The sequence below is a fragment of the Actinomadura madurae genome, assembly GCF_047130825.1.
Lineage (GTDB): Bacteria > Actinomycetota > Actinomycetes > Streptosporangiales > Streptosporangiaceae > Spirillospora > Spirillospora madurae.
This window is the reverse complement of sequence record NZ_CP083237.1, coordinates 4,390,607-4,408,834: the sequence shown is the minus strand read 5'-3', so window position 1 is coordinate 4,408,834 and position 18,228 is coordinate 4,390,607. Positions and strand designations below refer to the sequence as shown.

The window sequence follows — 18,228 nt, the reverse complement described above, 5'->3', positions numbered from 1 at the left end:
GGAGAGGAGACCAGAGCCGCCGGCGCGATGTCCAATATTGATATCGGATGATGATCGATACGTGGACGGATATTCGTCGGCCCTGAGCTGGGACGCCGCGGCGGCTAGAGCCAGTCGCGGAGCTTGAAGACCACGTAGAGGCCGACGCTGCACACGACGATGATGACCGTGCTCACGATGAACCCGGAGTGCTGCGAGAACCCCGGATACGGGATGTTCTGCCCGTAGAACCCGGTGACCGCGGTCGGCACGGCGATGATCGCCGCCCAGCTGGTGACCTTCTTCATCACCTCGTTCATGCGGTTGCCCTGGAGCGCCAGCCGGGTGTCGAGCAGGTCGGCGACGAGGTCGCGCAGGCCGTCCGTCCACTCCGCCACGCGCAGCGTGTGGTCGTAGACGTCCTGGAAGTACGGCACGAGCGCCGGCGGGACGAGCCGCAGGTCGCGGCGGAGCAGGGTGTTGAGGATCTCCCGCATCGGCAGCGCGACCCGGCGCAGCGCGGCCAGGTTCTTGCGCAGCAGGAAGCTGCGCCGCTGGATCTCCTTGACCGGGAACGCGTCGTCGAAGACCAGCTCCTCGACCTCGTCGGTCTCGTCGTCGAGCGCCTGCACGGCCTCCATCTGCAGGTCGACGACCATGTCGAGCACCCCGTAGAGCAGGAACGCCGCGGTCTGGTCGGTGCCCTCGGCGTCCGGGCTCTGGTCCCAGCGCCGGATCAGCTCGTCCACGTCGAACCCGGTGTCCTGCCGGACCGTGACGAGCGCGCGCTCGCTGACGAACGCCGACACCTCGTGCATGGTCAGCCGGCCGCCGCGCACCGTCGGCACGTACACGTTGAGGAACCCGTAGCCGTCGTAGCGGTCGAGCTTCGCGCGCTCGTGCCGGGACACCGCGTCCTCCACCGCGACCGGGTCGAGCCCGAGTTCGTCGCTGATGACGCGGAGGTCGTCGTGGCGCGGCCCGCACAGGTCGAGCCACACGACGACGTCCGGGCGGGCCAGGTGGTCGCTGACCTCCGCGACGGGAAAGCCCTCCGCCTCGACCTTGCCGCCGCGCCAGGCCCTGGTCCTCGGGGGCGCGGCGCCGATCCGGTTCTCCGGACGCCCCTCGATGTCCGTCTCAGACGGATGGGATCCCATGTGCCCCTTATACCCGGCTTTCTGGGGAAATCCGGGACCGCGCGGTCAGCCGTACCGGGGGGAGGCCGTGGAGCCCCGCACGACCAGATCGCCGGGCAGGACGCGGGGAGCGGGAGTGCGTCCGGCGAGCAGGTCCAGCAGCGCCGTCATGCCCGCCGCGCCCATCTCCTCGGCGGGGAGCCGGACGGTCGTCAGCTCGGGCTCCAGCGCCGTCGCCAGCAGGACGTCGTCGAAGCCGGTGACCGAGAGCTCGGACGGGACGTCCAGGCCGACCGCCCGCGCCGCCTTGTACGCGCCCGCCGCGACCAGGTCGTCGTCGCACACCAGCGCGGTCGGCGGGTCGGGGTTCGCCAGCAGCCGGACGGCGGCGTCCTTCGCCGCGCCGACGTCGATCGCGCAGGCCGCGCGGGTCACCACGCCGCCGGGCAGGTCCGCGAAGGCGGCGGTGAGGGCCTCGGCGCGGGCGTGGAACGTCCACTGGTCGACGGCCGCGGCCAGGTGCCCGATCCGGCGGTGGCCGAGTCCGGCGAGGTGCCCGGCGATCGCGCGCATCCCGTCGGCGACGCCGAAGTCGACCGTGGGGACGTCGCCGCGGGGCCCGCTGTCGAGCATCACGGCGGGCGTCCCGGGGAACCCGGCGAGGGCCTCCGGGGCCATCGAGGACGCGAGGATGCCGTCGATCGCCTCGTCCGGCGCCGCGAACGGGCTGTCGGCGGGCCCCGTCGCGTCGTCCGGCCAGGTGGAGACCACCACTCCGAAGCCGTGCCGGGCCGCGACCCGCGCGGCGCCCGTGTAGACGGGCCCGAAGAACGGCGCGGTCAGGGTGGGGACCATCAGCAGGACGGTCCGGGTCGTGCCGAGGCGCAGGTTCCGGGCCGCCTGGTTCGGCCGGTAGCCGAGCCGCTCGGCGGCGCTGCGCACGCTGCGGACCGTGGCGGGGGAGACGCGGCCGCTCCACTTGCCGCCCAGCACGAGCGAGACCGTGGACTGCGAGACCCCGGCCTCCTGAGCCACGTCCTTGCTGGTGGGACGGCTGATGGCCGGCACCCGCACCTCCCTGCCTCGATATCAGGACAAAAACAGACTAGAGCCGAAGGGTCCGGAGATGGTACGTATGACCGGTCGGGTTATACGTATGACGGGGATCGACCACACAGTACAGCGGGGGGCTGGACACATGCGCGGCTACGTCGTCTTCCTCCGCCGGCCCTATGCGGGACGGCTGCTGGGCGGCACCCTGCTCGGCCGGCTGCCGAACGGCATGGGCATGCTCGCCGTCGTCCTCCACATCCGGGCCGACGGAGGCGGCTACCCCCTCGCCGGGACGCTCGCCGCCGTCTTCGGGCTCGCGACGGCCGCCGGGCAGCCCGTCCTCGGCCGCGTCATGGACCGTGCCGGGCAGCCGCGCGTCCTCGTGCCCGCCGCCTGCGTCGCCGCCGCCGGGTTCGCCCTCCTCGCCGCCGTCGGCGCCGACCCGCTCCCGGTGTCCGTCGCCGCCGTGGTCGCCGCGGGGTTCGCCACCCCGCCGCTGGAGGCCGGGCTGCGCGCCCTCTGGCCGGACGTCCTCGACGGCCCCGAGCAGGTCGACGCCGCCTACGCGCTGGACGCCGCCGCCCAGGAGGTCATCTTCACCGTCGGGCCGCTGCTCGTCGTCGCCGCGGCCCTCGTGAACACCGAGACCGCGCTGCTGATCACCGGCGCCCTCGGCATCGCCGGGACGCTCGTCGTCGCGCTGTCCGGGCCGTCCCGCCGGTGGCGGGGCGCGCCGCGCGCCTCCGACTGGGCCGGTCCGCTGCGCTCCCCGGGACTGCGCGTCCTGCTGCTGTCCCTCGCCTGCGCCGGCGTCGCGCTCGGCGTCTACGCCGTCGCCGTCGTCGCCTATGCCGAGGAGCAGGGCCGGGACCTCGCGTCCGGGCTGCTGCTGGCCTGCATGGCGGGCGGCGCGCTCATCGGCGGGATCGTCTACGGCGCCCGCTCCTGGGCCGGCGAGCCGCACCACCGGCTGCCCTGGCTGCTGGCCGCGCTCGCCGCCGGGTACGTGCCGCTCGTCCTCGCGCCGGGCCTGCCCGTCATGTCGGTGCTGGCGTTCCTCTCCGGCGTCTTCCTCGCGCCCGTCCTGGCGTGCAGCTTCAGCCTCGTCGACCGGCTCGCGCCGAGCGGCACCGTCACCGAGGCGTTCGCGTGGGTCGTCGCGGCGGTCGGCGCGGGAGGCTCGCTGGGCTCCTTCGTCTCCGGGATCGGGCAGGACCTCGCGGGCGTCCCCGGCGCCTTCGCGGGCGCGGGTGCCGGCGGCGTCCTCGCCCTGCTCCTGTGCATGCTCGGCGGCCGGACGCTGCGTCCGGTCAGGGCCGCGACCGTCACCGCGAACGCCGCCGCATAGACCGGCGGACGCCTAGACCCAGGACTGGAACCAGATCCGCTCGTGCCAGTCGTCGTACGGGAGCGTCTGCGCCGACAGGATCGGGTGGAAGTAGGCGAAGTTCGCCAGGACCACCAGCATGAACGCGCCCGCGGCGGCGGCGCCGACCAGCCGCCGCAGGCCGGCGCCCTGAAGCGGCGAAGGCGGGCGCCCCCCGCCCGCGTCGTGCCGTTCGGGCAGGTCGTCGGCGGTGGCGTAGCTCCCGTCGTACCCGCTCTCGCCGGAGCGCGCCGCGTGCGCGCCCGCCATCCCCGCCGGGGCGGGCCCGATCAGATACCCCAGAACCAGGACGACCGCCAGCACCATGAACGGGATCAGGGGGGTCGCGTAGAACAGGAACATCGTCCGCTCGGCGAACGCCGACGGGAACCAGGACAGCCAGCCCGCGAGGAACCCGAGCAGGATCGCCCCGGCCCGCCAGTCCCGCAGGATGAGCCAGATGAACACCACGATGACCAGCGCGACCAGCGCGCCCCACCACAGCGCGGGCGTGCCGATCCCGAGGATCTCGCGGGAGCAGCGGGACGCGCCGCCGCACGCGTTCTTCGGCTCGGTGTAGAAGAACGCGACCGGACGGCGCAGGACCGGCCAGTCCCACGGCCACGACTGGTACGGGTGCTTGGCGTCCAGCCCGGTGTGGAAGCCGAGCATCTCCGAGTGGTAGCGCCACAGGTCCGGCAGTGCCTCGAACGGGCGCAGCAGCAGGTGGTCGGACGCCTTCCCGCGTCCCCAGCCGCCCGGCTTGAAGATCCATCCCCACCAGGTCGCGAGGTACGTCACCAGGCCCACCACGACGAGCTGGACGAACGCCGGGACGGCCTCCAGCAGCATCGTCCCGGCGAACGGCGCCCGCACCCCGGCCGCCCGGCGGGCGCCGTAGTCCCACAGCACGACCATCAGCCCGAACGCGGCGACGTAGAAGATCCCCGTCCACTTGGTCGCGCAGGCGAGGCCGAGGCAGACACCGGCGCCCCAGCGCCAGCCGTGCGCGAGGAACGGCCCGTACACCGAGGTGTGCCCGCGCTCGATCTTCTCGGCGAGATCGCGGCGGGACCGGTCGCGGTCGTTCACCAGGCAGGCGAACCCGGCGAGCACCCAGAACATGACGAACACGTCCAGCAGCGCGGCCCGGCTCGTGACGAAGGCCAGGCCGTCCAGCGCCAGCAGCAGCCCGGCCGCGCAGCCGAGCAGCGTCGACCCGGTCATCCGGCGCGCGACCCGGCACAGGATCAGCACCGACAGCGTCCCGACCAGCGCCGGCATGAACCGCCAGCCGAACGGCGTCGCGCCGAACATCCACTCGCCGATCGCGATCATCCACTTGCCGAACGGCGGGTGCGCGACGAACGCGGGCCCGCTTCCCCAGATGTGCGCGTCCGGGTCGGCGATGAGCATCTTGTCGGCGTTCTCGACGGTGTTGTGCTCCCAGCCGTACTTCAGCAGGGCGAGCGCGTCCTTGGCGTAGTACGTCTCGTCGAAGACGACCGCCTTCGGCGACCCCAGCCGGTCGAACCGCAGGTACCCGGCGATCGCCGTGACCAGCAGCGGCCCCAGCCAGGACAGCAGCGGGCTCCCCGGTATCGCGGGGGCGAGCCACTCCCGGAGCGAGGGCGGCCGCCGCCGCGACGCGGGAGCGGGAGCCGAGGCCAGATCCGTCGTCGCCATCACGCCATCGTACGGGCGCCCGGCCGCCGGGATGCGCGCCGAAGCGCGGACCCCGCCCGTCGTCCCGGGCGGGCCCGGGTTCCCGGGGATCGCGCCGCTGGGAAGATACCTCTGTGACTGGGACTCTCTTGCTGGCGGCGGCGCCCATCGGCCGGGCGGAGGACGCCTCCGCCCGGCTGCGGGCGGCGCTGGCGGACGCACCGGTGATCGCGGCCGAGGACACGCGGCGGCTGCGGCGGCTCGCGGGCGACCTAGGCGTGGAGATCGCGGCCAGGGTGGTGTCGTACAACGACCTGAACGAGCGGGCGCGGGCCGCGGGGCTGGTGGAGGACCTGCTGGCCGGCCGCGACGTCCTGGTCATCACCGACGCGGGCATGCCGGGCGTGTCCGATCCCGGGTACCGGCTCGTCGTCGCGGCGGTCGCCGCGGGCGTCCCGGTCACGGTGCTGCCGGGGCCGTCCGCCGTCACGACCGCGCTGGCGGTGTCGGGCCTGCCCACGGACCGGTTCTGCTTCGAGGGGTTCCCGCCCCGCAAGCAGGGCGAGCGGGCCCGTCGGCTGGCCGCGCTGGCGGACGAGCCCCGCACGCTGGTCTTCTTCGAGTCGCCGCGCCGGCTGCCGGCCACCCTCGCCGCGATGGCGGACGCGTTCGGCGCCGACCGCCCCGCGGCGGTGTGCCGCGAGCTGACCAAGACCTACGAGGAGGTCCGGCGGGGGCCGCTCGGCGACCTCGCCGAATGGGCGCGGGACGGCGTGCTCGGCGAGATCACGCTGGTCGTCGGCGGCGCGCCGGAGCGGCCGGGGCTGTCGGACCCGGCCGACCTGGCGGCGGCGGTCGCCGCCCGCGAGGAGGCCGGAACGCCGCGCAAGCAGGCGATCGCGGAGGTCGCCCGGGAGAACGGCGCCCCGAAGCGGACGGTCTATGACGCGGTCGTCCAGGCGAGGAAATAGTCACGGCATCGGAACGGTCCATCCGGTTCTTTCTGGGCATACAGAACATCGGGTGACCGAGGGCGTGGCAGAACCGTGCCGGCGGGGTCACCATGGAGTCAGAACCGTGTGAGGCGGCCGCCGAGGGGGTGAATGCCGTGCTGGATGCATGGACGAGCCACGAGGTCTGGGGCTTGGAGTGCCTGAGCTGCGCGACGACCTGGGACGAGGAGTTCGAAGTCCGGCACTCCGGTGACGGGCACGGCAACGAGGCGGTCATCTACGTGCGGGACGGCCAGCCCTGCACCACGCCGTGGATGGACCGGTGCTGCCCGAAGTGCGGTAGCGAGAACATCAAGGCGCTGTCCGCGGTGCGCGGCAGGCAGGGCGAGGTGCCGAAGGCCCGCAGCAGCAGCGATGTGGCGATGGTGTTCCATCTCCGCCGGATGCACGCCTGGTAGGCGCCCCAAGGGCGACCTCTAGGACCCTCTAGGACGGCACCTGGGACGCCGTGGCCTTCTGCACGTCCACCGGGGTCTGCGCGTCCTGTGCTTCCTGCTCGTCCTTCGGGGTCGAGGCGGCACGGCGGCGGAGGCGGCGCGCCCAGCCGGCGACCGTGCCGCGGACCTCGGGCGTGAACGCCATGCCCGCGGCGAGCGCCGCCAGCGGGACGGCGGGCAGCACGTACCGGTAGTCGAACTCGGCGGTCGCGGCCGGGGCCAGCAGCAGCCCGGTCGCGAGCGTCCAGGGCAGCAGCGCCGCGCCGCCGAACCGGCGCCACAGCGGGACCAGCCCGGCCAGGCCGACGAGCAGGATGCCGCCGATCATCGTTCCGCGCAGGTAGAAGACGTCCTGGTAGCCGCGGGCGACGCCGGCGAACGGCTCCACGACCTGCGTGCGCGCGTCCCCGTGCTCGTAGCCCTTCGCGTCCTGGGACGCCGTCCCGCCGCGGGGCATGTGCCAGTCGGGCAGCGGCCTGCTCGTCTTGCGGAACTCGTACTGCGAGTACGTCGCCTCGTCGGGGAACACCGTCCGGTCCCACCGGAACACCCGGAAGAAGTCGTGCGCGACGACCTGGAGGTAGTCGGCGGGCTGCGCGATGATCGCCCGCTTGGCGAAGTCGTTGCCGAGCGCGTTGTTCTCCGGGCTGAACCGCGTGCCGGTGTAGCGGTTGAGCGGGGAGCGGGCGTTCCAGATGCCGTCCTGCGAGTTCGGCAGCCGGTTCGCGGGCTCGGTGCACAGCGGGTACTCGCTCACCGGCAGGTTCTTCATCTGGTGGCAGTCGGCGAACTTGTACACCCGGGCGTACAGGAAGATCCCGTTGCTCTCGGTGATCGCGAACTTGTCGCTGTCGGCCTTGTACCAGCCCGCGTAGGCGAGCACGGGCAGCGAGCAGGCGGCCAGCGTCACGGCCATCAGCTTCCAGCCGCTGCGCCGGATCAGCATGTACACCAGCACGCCGAGCAGCACCGGCATCCCGACCGAGCGGGTCAGCCACGCCAGTCCGACGATGAGCCCGACCGCCGCGGCGATCTTCCAGGTGGGGCGGTCGTGCCACAGCAGCAGCGTCACCGCGCACATCACGAGGAAGGTGAACATCGTGTCCGACAGCACCAGGTGCTCCAGCTGCAGCTGGTAGGCGTCCAGCAGCACCGGCGCGGACGCGAGCGCGGCGCCCCAGCCCGGCAGCCGGAACTTGCGGCGCAGCAGCGCATAGATCATCACGCCCATGCCGAGGCCCATGAGGTGCTGCAGCGCGGCGACGAGCGCGAAGCTGTGGAACGGCTTGAGCAGGACGAGCAGGAACGAGTACCCGTCGGGCCGCAGCGGGTGCGGGTACGGGTCCATCGCGACGTTCAGGTAGTCGAAGCTGTCGTTGAAGAACATCACCGGCTGGTAGCCGAGCATCGCGACCAGGCGGAGCAGCGCCGCTGTGGTAATGATCACACTGAACGCGGGGTGCCGGCGCGCGAGCGTCCAGAGCCCGCGGGCGCGCCGTCGGCCACCTGCGGCGGAGGTCTCGCCGCCCGGCGGGTCCCCGGTTTCCGGGCCGGTCGGGGAGCCGGATTCCGGACCGTCCTTAATGGCGGTGTCCGAATCCGTCGCGGTCGCCGTCCCGCCGGGCGTGTCGACCTTCGACCCCGCCGCGGGCCCGTTCGCGGCGGCCCCGCCCGCCGTGGCCAGGGCCGTGCCGCCCTGCGCCGCATCGTCGAGCGCGGTGCCCCGCGGCGTATCCCCCGCCACTGCCGCACCTCCCCTTCGGTGTCCGGCCCCCGGTCCGGTGGCACTGCGTTCTCCGGCACGCGTCACAGCCGCCCACCCTTTCCGGGCCGCTGTGCCCGTATGCTTGACGTCCTAGCCTGCCGCCCGCGACCGTGGCGGAGAGGGTTTTTCGGTTGCAAGTGGGCAACACGATACGGGTGCTCTTGACGAGAGCGGCCATCATTACCCGTCCTCGGCAGGCATCATGAACGACGACGGGCCGCCCCGCGGGAAAACAGAGATTACTGAACAACACCGCAGACGGTCACCAGGGGTAACGAAGGAGATCGCGTGGAACTCTCCGTAGTGATGCCATGTCTGAACGAGGCCGAGACGGTCGAGACCTGCGTCCGCAAGACCATCGGCTTCTTCGAGGACAAGGGCATCGACGGCGAGGTGGTCATCGCCGACAACGGCAGCACCGACGGCAGCCAGCAGCTGGCCAGGGACGCGGGCGCGCGTGTCGTGCCGGTGATCGACAAGGGCTACGGCAACGCCCTGATGGGGGGCATCCGGGCCGCGCGCGGCAGGTACGTCGCCATGGGCGACGCCGACGACTCCTACGACTTCACCACCCTCGGCCCGTTCCTGGACGAGCTGCGCGACGGCGCCGACCTCGTCATGGGCAACCGGTTCAAGGGCGGCATCGCCGACGGCGCCATGCCGCCGCTGCACCGCTACCTCGGCAACCCGGTGCTCAGCTTCGTCGGGCGGCTGTTCTTCGGCAGCAAGATCGGCGACTTCCACTGCGGGCTGCGCGCCTTCGACAAGGACGCCATCCTGCGGCTCGGGCTGCAGACCGGCGGCATGGAGTTCGCCAGCGAGATGGTCGTCAAGGCGACCCTGCAGGGCTACGACATCCGCGAGGTGCCGACCACCCTGTCCCCGGACGGCCGCACCCGCGCCCCGCACCTGAACACCTGGCGGGACGGCTGGCGCCACCTGCGCTTCCTCATGCTCTACAGCCCGCGCTGGCTGTTCCTCATCCCCGGCCTCGTCTTCATGACGCTCGGCCTGGTCGCCGGGATCGCGCTGTCCACCGGCCCGGTCACCGTCGGGGAGATCGCGTTCGACGTCGACACGCTGGTCGGCGCGTCCGCCGCGCTGGTGATCGGCTTCCAGGCGGTGCTGTTCGCGCTGCTCACCAAGGTCTACGCGATGCAGGAGGGATTCCTGCCGCACGACAGCAGGGTCCAGAAGATCATCGACTGGTGGAGCCTGGAACGCGGCCTGCTGCTCGGCGGCCTGCTCGCGGTCGCCGGCCTCGCCGGCCTCGTCGCGTCGCTGCTGCACTGGCGGGTGAACAGCTTCGGCGAGCTCGACCCGCGGCACTCCCTGCGCATCGTCGTCCCCGCCGCGACCGCGCTCGTGATGAGCTTCCAGGCCATCTTCGCCTCGCTGTTCGTCAGCATCCTCGGCATCCGCCGCCGCCAGCACCCGCCGATCACCGACGTGGCCGAGGAGGCCGCGGGCGTCGTGGACGCCGCCGTGCGCAAGGTGGCCCGCGGCGAGGCCGAGAAGGCGGAGAAGGCCGAGAAGACGGCGAAGACGGAGAAGGCCGAGAGCGGCGACGAGGGCGGGAAGGCCCCCGCGATGACGTCCGAGAGCGACGAGCGCGCGTCGGAGAGCTGACCCGGCGCGGCCGCCCGTTGCCGAGCGCTTCCACGCCGGGGCCCGGTTCCCCGTACGCACTATGACAGGCTTGTCCGTCGATGGATCTCCGTTACCCGACCGTCCGCGCCCGGCGCGCCGCGGGCCGATGAGGCCGCGCACACCGGACGCCGCGTCCCCTGGGGTCGGCGGTACGGCCGTCGCGCGGCCGCCGGTCACGCCGGCGGATCGCGGCACCGCGCCGCCGCGGCCCGACCGCCGCGGCTGGGTCTGGCTGTTCGTGCTCGGCTGGGCCGCGCAGGTCGCGATCCGGCTGTGGCTCGGATCGGGGCAGACGGTGCCGGTGGCGACGCCGGACGAGTCCGGGTACCTGTTCGCCGCCCGCGTCCTGACCGGCGGCCCGGACGCCGACATGTCGTTCGGGACCGTGTACCGCGGCGGCTACCCGCTGCTGCTGACGCCCGCGTTCTGGTTCGCGACCGGCCCGGTCGGCGTCTACCGCGCGGCGCTCGTCATCAACGCGCTGGTCAGCGCGGTGATGCTGCCGCTGGCCTACCTCCTGCTGCGCCGGTTCCGGCTGCGGCGGCGCTGGTCGTACGTCTTCGCGCACGTGACCGCGCTGCTGCCGTGCGTGCTGTTCTACTCCGAGTTCGTCCTGACGGACGCGATCCTCCCGGTCGTCCTCGTCGGCTGGCTGCTGCTCGTCCACGCCTGGCTGGACGCCCCGCCGCCCGCGGGCCGCCGCTCGTCGGTCCGGCTCGCGCTGTCCGGGACGGGCGCGTCGCTGCTGGTGGCGTACGCCTACGCCTGCCACACGCGCGGCGCGATCCTGCTGGCCGTGCACGCGGCGCTGCTCGGCGCCGCGCTCGTGCTGCGCTGGCGGTCCTGGCGCGCCTCGTCCGGCGCCGCGCTCGTGCTCGCCGCCGCGACGGCCGCCGGGATGCTGCTGAACCGGTCGCTGCTGCCGCACATGTACCCGCAGGGCGACAACGACCTCGGCGGCAACGTCGTCCGGCGCCTCACCACCCTGGACGGGTGGGGCTGGATGCTGTCGCTCGGCACCGGCCAGGTCTGGTACCAGGCCGTCGCCACCGGCGGTGTGGCGGCCGTCGGCCTCGTCACGGCGGCCTTCCTCGCGGTCCGGCCCGCAGCGGCGCCGGGCCGGCCCGGCCCGGTGCGCGCGCTGGCGCTCGCCGTCCTCGCGCTCGTGGCCGGCATCGCGTTCGCGACCTCGGCGGCGTTGCCGGTCGAGTACCGCATCGGCAACTACGTGTACGGCCGCTACCTCGCCTGCGTCACGCCGGTGCTGTTCATGGCCGGGGTCGCCGTCCTGGCGTCCGCCGCGCGCAGGACGGTGCTGTGGGCGGCGGGTGCGGCGGCCATGCTCGCGGTGGTCGCGGCGTGCGTCGTCCAGTGGTACGCGGGCGACCTGCTCACCCAGTACACCTTCACGGCTTACGACTTCCCGGAGACGGCCTTCCTGACCTGGGACTGGACGGCGTTCCGCCTCTGGCACGCCACGCTGACCGGCCTGGTCCTGCTCGGCGTGTCGGTGGCGGCCGTCCGGCTCCGCCGCCACGGGCCCTTAGTGCTGGCCGGCCTGCTGGCCGTGGTCGCGGTCGGCATGTGCGCCACCGCGACCGACCGGATCGCGCAGCCGCTCGTGCGCGCCGAGACCGCCCACACCGACATCCGGGACAGCGTCGACCTGACGAAGCAGCGCTCCATCGCCGTCGACTGGAACATCTGGTGGACGATCCGGCTGTCGCAGTACTACTGGGCCTGGTGGAGCGACGGCAGCGTCTTCGACGCCCGCTGGACCCCGCCGCCGCAGAACGTCGACATGGTCGTCCTGGCGTGGCCGAAGGACAAGCCCGCCACCGCGTCCTGGCCGAAAGGCGCCCCGCCCGGCTGGAAGGTCGTCGACAGCCGGCGCACCGTCGAAGGCGACTGGGTCGCTTGGACCCGCTAGCCCTTAGCCAGTGCTGGCGGAGGATTCGCGTCATTTCTGGGGGGACGACCCCCCAGACCCCCCGGAGGGGGGATTCCAGAGTTCCAGGACCCCGTCCGACGAGCGCCACATCAGCGTCCAGCCCTCGGCCGGGGAAGGCCGCCACCCGCCGCCGATCTGCGACTCCATGCCGCGCCAGCGCGTGTAGAGCATCGGGCCCTCCGTCGCGTTGCGCGGGACCTGCCCCAGGTAGTGCGGGAAGTCGCGGATCTCGCCGCGCCAGACCGGACGCCCCCACATGTCGCGGGTGTAGAAGGTGAGGGTCTGCGCGAGCCGCCGGTCGGCGCAGATCAGCGTGATGTCGCGGTGGTCGCCGAGATAGCCGCGCAGCTCGTTCCACGCCCTGTCGCGCGGCAGGTCCGGGACGGCGCGGACGGCGGCGACCGCGTACGTCCCGCCGAGCACGACCGCGAGGACGGGGACGACGACCGTCCGCAGACGCAGCCGGGAGACGAGGCCGGACGGCAGCATCCGGAACATCAGGATGAGCGAGCCGAACCCGCCGGCGAGCAGCGCGGGCAGCACCGAGAACCAGTATCGCTGGAGCCACGCGCGCAGCGAGATGCTGTTCGGGTCGAGGACGCCGGAGAACAGCGTCAGCGGGACGGCGAGCGTGAAGAACCACACCAGGCACAGCCCGAGGCGCCGGTCGCGGGTGACGGCCCAGCCGACGATCGTGAGGGCCAGCGCGGCGGTGAAGACGAGGCCGAGCGGGTTCCAGTCGTGCATCGCGCGCAGGAACGAGCGGGCGGCGAGCGCGCGGGTCACGTAGTCGCGGGACTGGCCGCCGTGCTCGGCCGCCGACACGAGCCCGGCGAGCGGGCTGCCCCAGACGATCTGGTTGTGGAGGAAGTTCAGCAGGAGGATCGCGAGCATCGGCGCGCCGACCGTGACGTTGCGGCGCCACGGGATCCGCAGCAGCGCCAGGTAGGCGGGGATGGCGAGGAACAGGAACGCCAGGAACTCGCGGACGAGGAACGAGGCGCCGAGGAACACCCCGGCGGCCAGCAGCATCCGGGTCTGCGCCCGGCCGGTCCTGCGGCTCGCGACGACGAGCCCGGCCATCCCGATCGTGAACAGCCCGGCCCCCGGCATGTCCGGGAGCATCACCCCGGTCGACCAGGTGATCTCGTGGCCGAACGGGTTGGTCATCGTGAAGAACGGGTGGACGAGCAGGATCGCCGCCGACGCGACGCCCGCCACGTCGCCGAACAGGGAGCGGACGACCAGGTACGTCCCGACGAAGAACGCGGCGCCGCCGAGCCCGGCGACGGCGAAGTACGCGGCCTGGCCGTCGCCGAGGACCTCCTGGGCGAGCCGGGCGGGCAGCACCAGCCCGATCCGGGTGACCTGGTGGGGGACCTCGTCGAACGGCCACTGCGCGAGCGGGATGTCGGGCCAGTCGCGGGCGGCGAGCCACACGTAGTACGGGTCGAAGTACAGGGGCGGCGTCATGACCGTCCACTGCGCGAGCACCGTCGCCGCCGTGACCAGCAGCGACAGCCACACGACCCGGCGGGTCCGCCGCACCCGGCGCGCGGCCCGCGCGAGAAGGCTCCCGGATGGCCCGTCCTCCGGCTCGCCGCCGGTCACCGTCCGCGCAGCGGAGTCGTCGGAGGTGATCTGGGGCATGCGGGCCAGGCTACTCGCGTGCCGGTGCCGCCGTGACGCGACTACCCTTGATTCCATGTCCTCGTCAAGCCGTCATATCTTGACCGCGCCCGCATGGCCGTACGCCAACGGGCCCCGTCACATCGGGCACGTCTCCGGTTTCGCGCTGCCCGCCGACATGTTCAGCCGCTACCAGCGGATGGCGGGCAACAAGGTCCTGATGGTCAGCGGCACCGACGAGCACGGCACGCCGATCCAGGTGCAGGCCGACAAGGAGGGCGTGACCGCCCGCGAGCTGGCCGACCGGTACAGCGCGGTGATCGCCGAGGACCTGCACGGCCTCGGGATGTCCTACGACCTGTTCACCCGCACGACGACGCTGAACCACTACGCGGTCGTCCAGGAGGTCTTCAAGGGCCTCTACGACAACGGCTACATCTTCCCGCAGAAGACGATGGGCGCGATCTCGCCGTCGACCGGCCGAACGCTCCCGGACCGCTACATCGAGGGCACCTGCCCCATCTGCGGGTACGACGGGGCGCGCGGCGACCAGTGCGACAACTGCGGCAACCAGCTCGACCCCATCGACCTGATCAACCCGGTGTCCCGGATCAACGGCGAGACGCCGAAGTTCGTGGAGACCGAGCACTTCATGCTCGACCTGCCCGCGTTCACCGAGGTCCTCGGCCGGTACCTGCGCGGTAAGCAGGGCCAGTGGAGGCCGAACGTGCTGAAGTTCGCGCTGAACCTGCTGGACGACATGCAGCCCCGCGCGATCAGCCGCGACCTCGACTGGGGCGTGCCGATCCCGCTGGACGGCTGGCGCGACAACCCGGCCAAGAAGCTGTACGTGTGGTTCGACGCGGTCGTCGGCTACTTCTCCGCGTCGGTGGAGTGGGCGCGGCGGTCCGGCGACCCGGAGGCGTGGCGCGCCTGGTGGCAGGACCCGGAGGCCCTGTCCTACTACTTCATGGGCAAGGACAACATCGTCTTCCACGCCGAGATCTGGCCGGCGATGCTGCTCGGTTACAGCGGCCAGGGCGACAAGGGCGGCACGCCCGGCCCGCTGGGCGCGCTGAACGTGCCGACGGAGGTCGTGTCGTCGGAGTTCTTGACGATGGAGGGCCGCAAGTTCTCCTCGTCCCGCCAGGTCGTCATCTACGTGAAGGACTTCCTGGAGCGCTACGACGTCGACGCGCTGCGCTACTACGTCGCGGTCGCCGGGCCGGAGAACCAGGACACCGACTTCACCTGGGCCGAGTTCGTCCGCCGCAACAACGACGAGCTGGTCGCCGCGTGGGGCAACCTCGTCAACCGGTCGGTGAACATGGCGGCGAAGAACTACGGCGCGATCCCGGAGGCGGGCGACCTCACCGACGCCGACCGGGCGCTGATGGAGCGCAGCCGGAACGCGTTCGCGGCCGTGGGCGCCGAGCTCGGGCGGTCCCGGTTCAAGAACTCGATCACCGAGGCGCTGGACGTCGTCCGCGACGCGAACAAGTACCTGTCCGACCAGGCGCCCTGGAAGCTGAAGGACGACCCCGAGCGCGTCAAGTCGATCCTGCACACCGCGCTGCAGGTGGTCGACGACGCCAAGACGCTGCTGACGCCGTTCCTGCCGAACTCGTCCCAGAAGGTGTACGAGATGCTCGGCGGGCAGGGTGTGTGGAGCGGCATGCCGGAGTTGAAGACGGTGTCGGAGGAGGGCGGCCCCGACTACCGCGTCCTCACCGGCGACTACGCCACCGAGGCGCGCTGGGAGTCGATGCCGATCAAGCCGGGCGTGCCGCTGGCCAAGCCGACGCCGCTGTTCAAGAAGCTCGACACGTCCGTGGTGGACGAGGAACTCGCCAGGCTGGAGAACACGTGACCCGAGACGGGGACGGGCAGGCCTCACGGTCCTACCCGCCGTTGCCCGAGCGCCTGCCCGTCGACGTCTTCGACAGCCACTGCCATCTCGACATCGTCGAGACGCCCGTGGACGAGCAGCTGAAGTCGGCGAAGGCGGCCGGGATCGCGCGGATCGTCACGATCGGCTGCGACCTGCCGTCCTCCCGGTTCGCCGTGGAGGCCGCCGGCGAGTTCGACGACGTGTACGCGGCGGTCGCGATCCACCCCAACGAGACGACGGGGATCTCCGACGCCGTCCTCACCGACGTCGAGCTGCTCGCCGCGCACTGGAAGGTCCGCGCGATCGGCGAGACGGGCCTGGACTACTACCGCGACTGGGCGCCGAAGGACGACCAGCGGCGCGCGTTCCGCGGGCACATCGAGATCGCCAAGCGCACGGGCAAGGCGCTGGTCGTCCACGACCGGGAGGCGCACGACGACGTGCTCGCCATCCTGGACGAGGTGGGCGCGCCGGACACGGTCGTCTTCCACTGCTTCTCCGGCGACGCCGCGATGGCGGAGATCTGCGCGGAGCACGGCTACCTGATGAGCTTCGCCGGGAACGTCACGTTCAAGAACGCCGAGCCGCTGCGGGAGGCGCTGCGCGCGGCGCCGCTCGACCTCGTCCTCGTGGAGACGGACGCGCCGTTCCTGACCCCGATCCCGCACCGCGGGAAGCCGAACGCCTCCTACCTGATCCCGCACACGGTCCGGGCGATGGCGGAGGTCAAGGGCGTGGACGTGGCGGAGCTGTGCGCCGCGATCGCGGCGAACGGGGAGCGCGCCTTCGGTCCTTGGTGACCTAGTGGGACAAAAGGGACGTATCGCCCACAAGGTGCGGGTGAGGGCGTTGAGGTGGCGGAGGACGGGCGCGGGGCTCTAATGTCTGGCCCGTCGAACGGGCGCCCCCGAGCCCGGCCCCCTGGAGGAACCTCCCGTGCCTTGGACAACCGCGCGTCGCGCACCCGTGCCCCGTGCCGTCCCCGTCCTGCTCGCGGCGAGCCTGCTCGCGACCGGAGCGCTGACCGCGTGCGGCGGGGACGGCGGCTCGGCGTCCCCGAAGACCGGGGCCGTCGCCGACGCGCCCCGCACCAGCGCGCCCGCCCCGCGCAAGATCGTGATCGTGGTCGACGCGAAGAAGACCGAGACGATGACGACCGGCACGACCGTCCAGCAGGTCCTGGAGCAGGCGAAGGTCGCGCTCGGCCCGCACGACCTGGTCAAGCCGGCCGCCGACCAGCCCGCCGGGAACATGATCAAGATCATGCGGCTGCTGTCGGCGCCGGTGACCAAGGTCGTGAAGACGCCCGCGCCGACGATCCGCAAGAAGAGCTCGTCGGTCCCGCCGTGGAGCGAGAAGGAGCTGCGCAAGGGCCGCGCCGGCGTCAAGATCGTGCAGGTCGCCTACGTCCGCCGCAAGGGCAAGAAGGTCAAGAAGATCATCGCGCAGAAGGTGAAGCGCAAGCCGGTCGCGCGGATCCTCGCGGTCGGCCCGAAGTCGGCGAGCACCGGCTCGGCGGCGCGGCTGAACTGGGCGGGGCTCGCCAAGTGCGAGTCCGGCGGCAACCCGAAGGCCGTGAACCCGGCCGGGTACTACGGCCTCTACCAGTTCTCCATGGCCACGTGGACGTCGGTCGGCGGGAAGGGCCGGCCGTCGGACGCCAGTTCGGGCGAGCAGACCTACCGGGCCCAGCTCCTGTACAACAAGGTGAACGGACGCTGGCAGGGCCAGTGGCCCAACTGCGGGAAATTCCTCTTCTCCTGAGCTGCGACAATCAGGACGTGGGGGATACCAGGGGGCTGCTCGGGCCGGCGGACGTGCGCGAGCTGGCCGGGCGGCTCGGCATCCGGCCGACCAAGACGCTCGGCCAGAACTTCGTCATCGACGCCAACACGGTGCGCCGGATCGTCCGGGCCGCGGACCTCGCCCCGGACGACGTCGTCATCGAGGTGGGCCCCGGGCTGGGGTCGCTCACGCTGGCGCTGCTGCCGGCGGCGCGCCGCGTCGTCGCCGTGGAGATCGACCCGGCGCTCGCCGCCGAGCTGCCCGCCACGGCCACGGCGCGGGAGCCCGGGCTCGCGGAGCGGCTGGAGGTCGTGCGCGCCGACGCGATGAGGATCGCGGAGGTGCCGGGCCCGCCGCCGACGGCGCTCGTCGCGAACCTGCCGTACAACGTCGCGGTCCCGGTCGTCCTGCACCTGCTGGCCGTCCTGCCGTCGCTGCGGACCGCGCTCGTCATGGTGCAGGCCGAGGTCGCCGACCGGATGACCGCGGCGCCCGGCAGCCGGATCTACGGGGTGCCGTCGGTCAAGCTCGCCTGGTACGGGACGGCCCGCCGGGCGGGGCCGGTCGGCCGCGCCGTCTTCTGGCCCGCGCCGAACGTCGACTCGGGGCTCGTCGCGTTCACCCGCGGCGACCCGCCGCCGACCGCCGCGTCCCGCGAGGAGGTGTTCGCCGTGGTCGACGCCGCGTTCGCGCAGCGCCGCAAGACGCTGCGCGCGGCGCTCGCCGGGTGGGCCGGGTCCGCGCCCGCCGCCGAGGAGGCGCTGCGCGCCGCCGGGGTCGACCCGCGGGCCCGGGGAGAAGCGTTGGACGTGGCCGCCTTCGCCCGGATTGCCGAGTATGGTCCTTCACGCCGGGGAGATCATCCCCACACCCCCTGAGCGTCGCCTCTCGGGGATCACAAGCAT

14 protein-coding genes are annotated in these 18,228 nt (G+C 72.5%); 9 read left to right on the top strand and 5 right to left on the bottom strand.

Translation table 11 applies throughout. The annotated features are described in order from the left end of the window. Positions 1 to 104: 104 nt before the first annotated feature. A complete protein-coding gene (locus K8Z49_RS19935; protein ID WP_021594621.1) occupies positions 105 to 1,139 on the bottom strand; it encodes a magnesium transporter CorA family protein in 1,035 nt (344 codons plus the stop codon). 45 nt (positions 1,140 to 1,184) lie between these two features. Then, positions 1,185 to 2,186 (bottom strand): LacI family DNA-binding transcriptional regulator, encoded by a 1,002-nt coding sequence (locus tag K8Z49_RS19930; protein ID WP_021594622.1) that lies wholly within the window; start codon positions 2,184 to 2,186, stop codon positions 1,185 to 1,187. Positions 2,187 to 2,316: 130 nt separating this feature from the next. Here K8Z49_RS19930 and K8Z49_RS19925 point away from each other — a divergent pair, with 130 nt between their 5' ends. Then, positions 2,317 to 3,519 (top strand): MFS transporter, encoded by a 1,203-nt coding sequence (locus K8Z49_RS19925; protein ID WP_021594623.1) that lies wholly within the window; start codon positions 2,317 to 2,319, stop codon positions 3,517 to 3,519. 12 nt (positions 3,520 to 3,531) lie between these two features. On the opposite strand, the gene K8Z49_RS19920 is transcribed toward K8Z49_RS19925, so the two are convergent. Next, positions 3,532 to 5,223 carry a dolichyl-phosphate-mannose--protein mannosyltransferase gene (locus tag K8Z49_RS19920; protein ID WP_075020831.1) on the bottom strand — a complete coding sequence of 564 codons (1,692 nt, stop codon included), beginning with the start codon at positions 5,221 to 5,223 and terminating at the stop codon, positions 3,532 to 3,534. Between the two features lie 113 nt (positions 5,224 to 5,336). Between K8Z49_RS19920 and rsmI the strand changes: the two genes are divergently transcribed. Next, positions 5,337 to 6,173 carry a 16S rRNA (cytidine(1402)-2'-O)-methyltransferase gene (gene rsmI / locus K8Z49_RS19915; protein ID WP_033332095.1) on the top strand — a complete coding sequence of 279 codons (837 nt, stop codon included), beginning with the start codon at positions 5,337 to 5,339 and terminating at the stop codon, positions 6,171 to 6,173. 137 nt (positions 6,174 to 6,310) lie between these two features. Continuing rightward, a complete protein-coding gene (locus K8Z49_RS19910; protein ID WP_021594626.1) occupies positions 6,311 to 6,613 on the top strand; it encodes a hypothetical protein in 303 nt (100 codons plus the stop codon). A 28-nt stretch (positions 6,614 to 6,641) separates the two neighbouring features. Here K8Z49_RS19910 and K8Z49_RS19905 read toward each other — a convergent pair whose 3' ends face one another. Then, complete coding sequence (locus K8Z49_RS19905; RefSeq protein ID WP_412520227.1) at positions 6,642 to 8,396, bottom strand: phospholipid carrier-dependent glycosyltransferase; 1,755 nt, start codon at positions 8,394 to 8,396, stop codon at positions 6,642 to 6,644. A gap of 309 nt (positions 8,397 to 8,705) precedes the next feature. Between K8Z49_RS19905 and K8Z49_RS19900 the strand changes: the two genes are divergently transcribed. Both K8Z49_RS19900 and K8Z49_RS19895 read left to right on the top strand, forming a co-directional pair. After that, positions 8,706 to 10,046 carry a glycosyltransferase family 2 protein gene (locus K8Z49_RS19900; RefSeq protein ID WP_412520225.1) on the top strand — a complete coding sequence of 447 codons (1,341 nt, stop codon included), beginning with the start codon at positions 8,706 to 8,708 and terminating at the stop codon, positions 10,044 to 10,046. Between the two features lie 127 nt (positions 10,047 to 10,173). Continuing rightward, complete coding sequence (locus K8Z49_RS19895; RefSeq protein ID WP_024935504.1) at positions 10,174 to 11,997, top strand: hypothetical protein; 1,824 nt, start codon at positions 10,174 to 10,176, stop codon at positions 11,995 to 11,997. Between the two features lie 30 nt (positions 11,998 to 12,027). On the opposite strand, the gene K8Z49_RS19890 is transcribed toward K8Z49_RS19895, so the two are convergent. Further along, positions 12,028 to 13,668 carry an ArnT family glycosyltransferase gene (locus tag K8Z49_RS19890; RefSeq protein ID WP_412520223.1) on the bottom strand — a complete coding sequence of 547 codons (1,641 nt, stop codon included), beginning with the start codon at positions 13,666 to 13,668 and terminating at the stop codon, positions 12,028 to 12,030. Between the two features lie 55 nt (positions 13,669 to 13,723). On the opposite strand from K8Z49_RS19890, the gene metG reads away from it, so the two are divergent. From metG to rsmA, 4 genes are all read left to right on the top strand, one after another. Next, positions 13,724 to 15,517, top strand: a complete 1,794-nt coding sequence (metG, locus tag K8Z49_RS19885) for a methionine--tRNA ligase (protein WP_024935502.1) — start codon at positions 13,724 to 13,726, stop codon at positions 15,515 to 15,517. After that, the gene (locus K8Z49_RS19880; RefSeq protein ID WP_075020834.1) at positions 15,514 to 16,338 is read left to right on the top strand and encodes a TatD family hydrolase; all 825 of its coding nucleotides are present in this window, start codon (positions 15,514 to 15,516) and stop codon (positions 16,336 to 16,338) included. Before metG ends, K8Z49_RS19880 begins: the two co-directional genes overlap by 4 nt. Positions 16,339 to 16,474: 136 nt before the next feature. Further along, complete coding sequence (locus K8Z49_RS19875; protein ID WP_412520220.1) at positions 16,475 to 17,302, top strand: transglycosylase family protein; 828 nt, start codon at positions 16,475 to 16,477, stop codon at positions 17,300 to 17,302. A gap of 17 nt (positions 17,303 to 17,319) precedes the next feature. Next, on the top strand, positions 17,320 to 18,201 hold the full coding sequence (rsmA, locus tag K8Z49_RS19870) for a 16S rRNA (adenine(1518)-N(6)/adenine(1519)-N(6))-dimethyltransferase RsmA (RefSeq protein WP_412520218.1): 882 nt from the start codon (positions 17,320 to 17,322) through the stop codon (positions 18,199 to 18,201). Positions 18,202 to 18,228 lie beyond the last annotated feature (27 nt).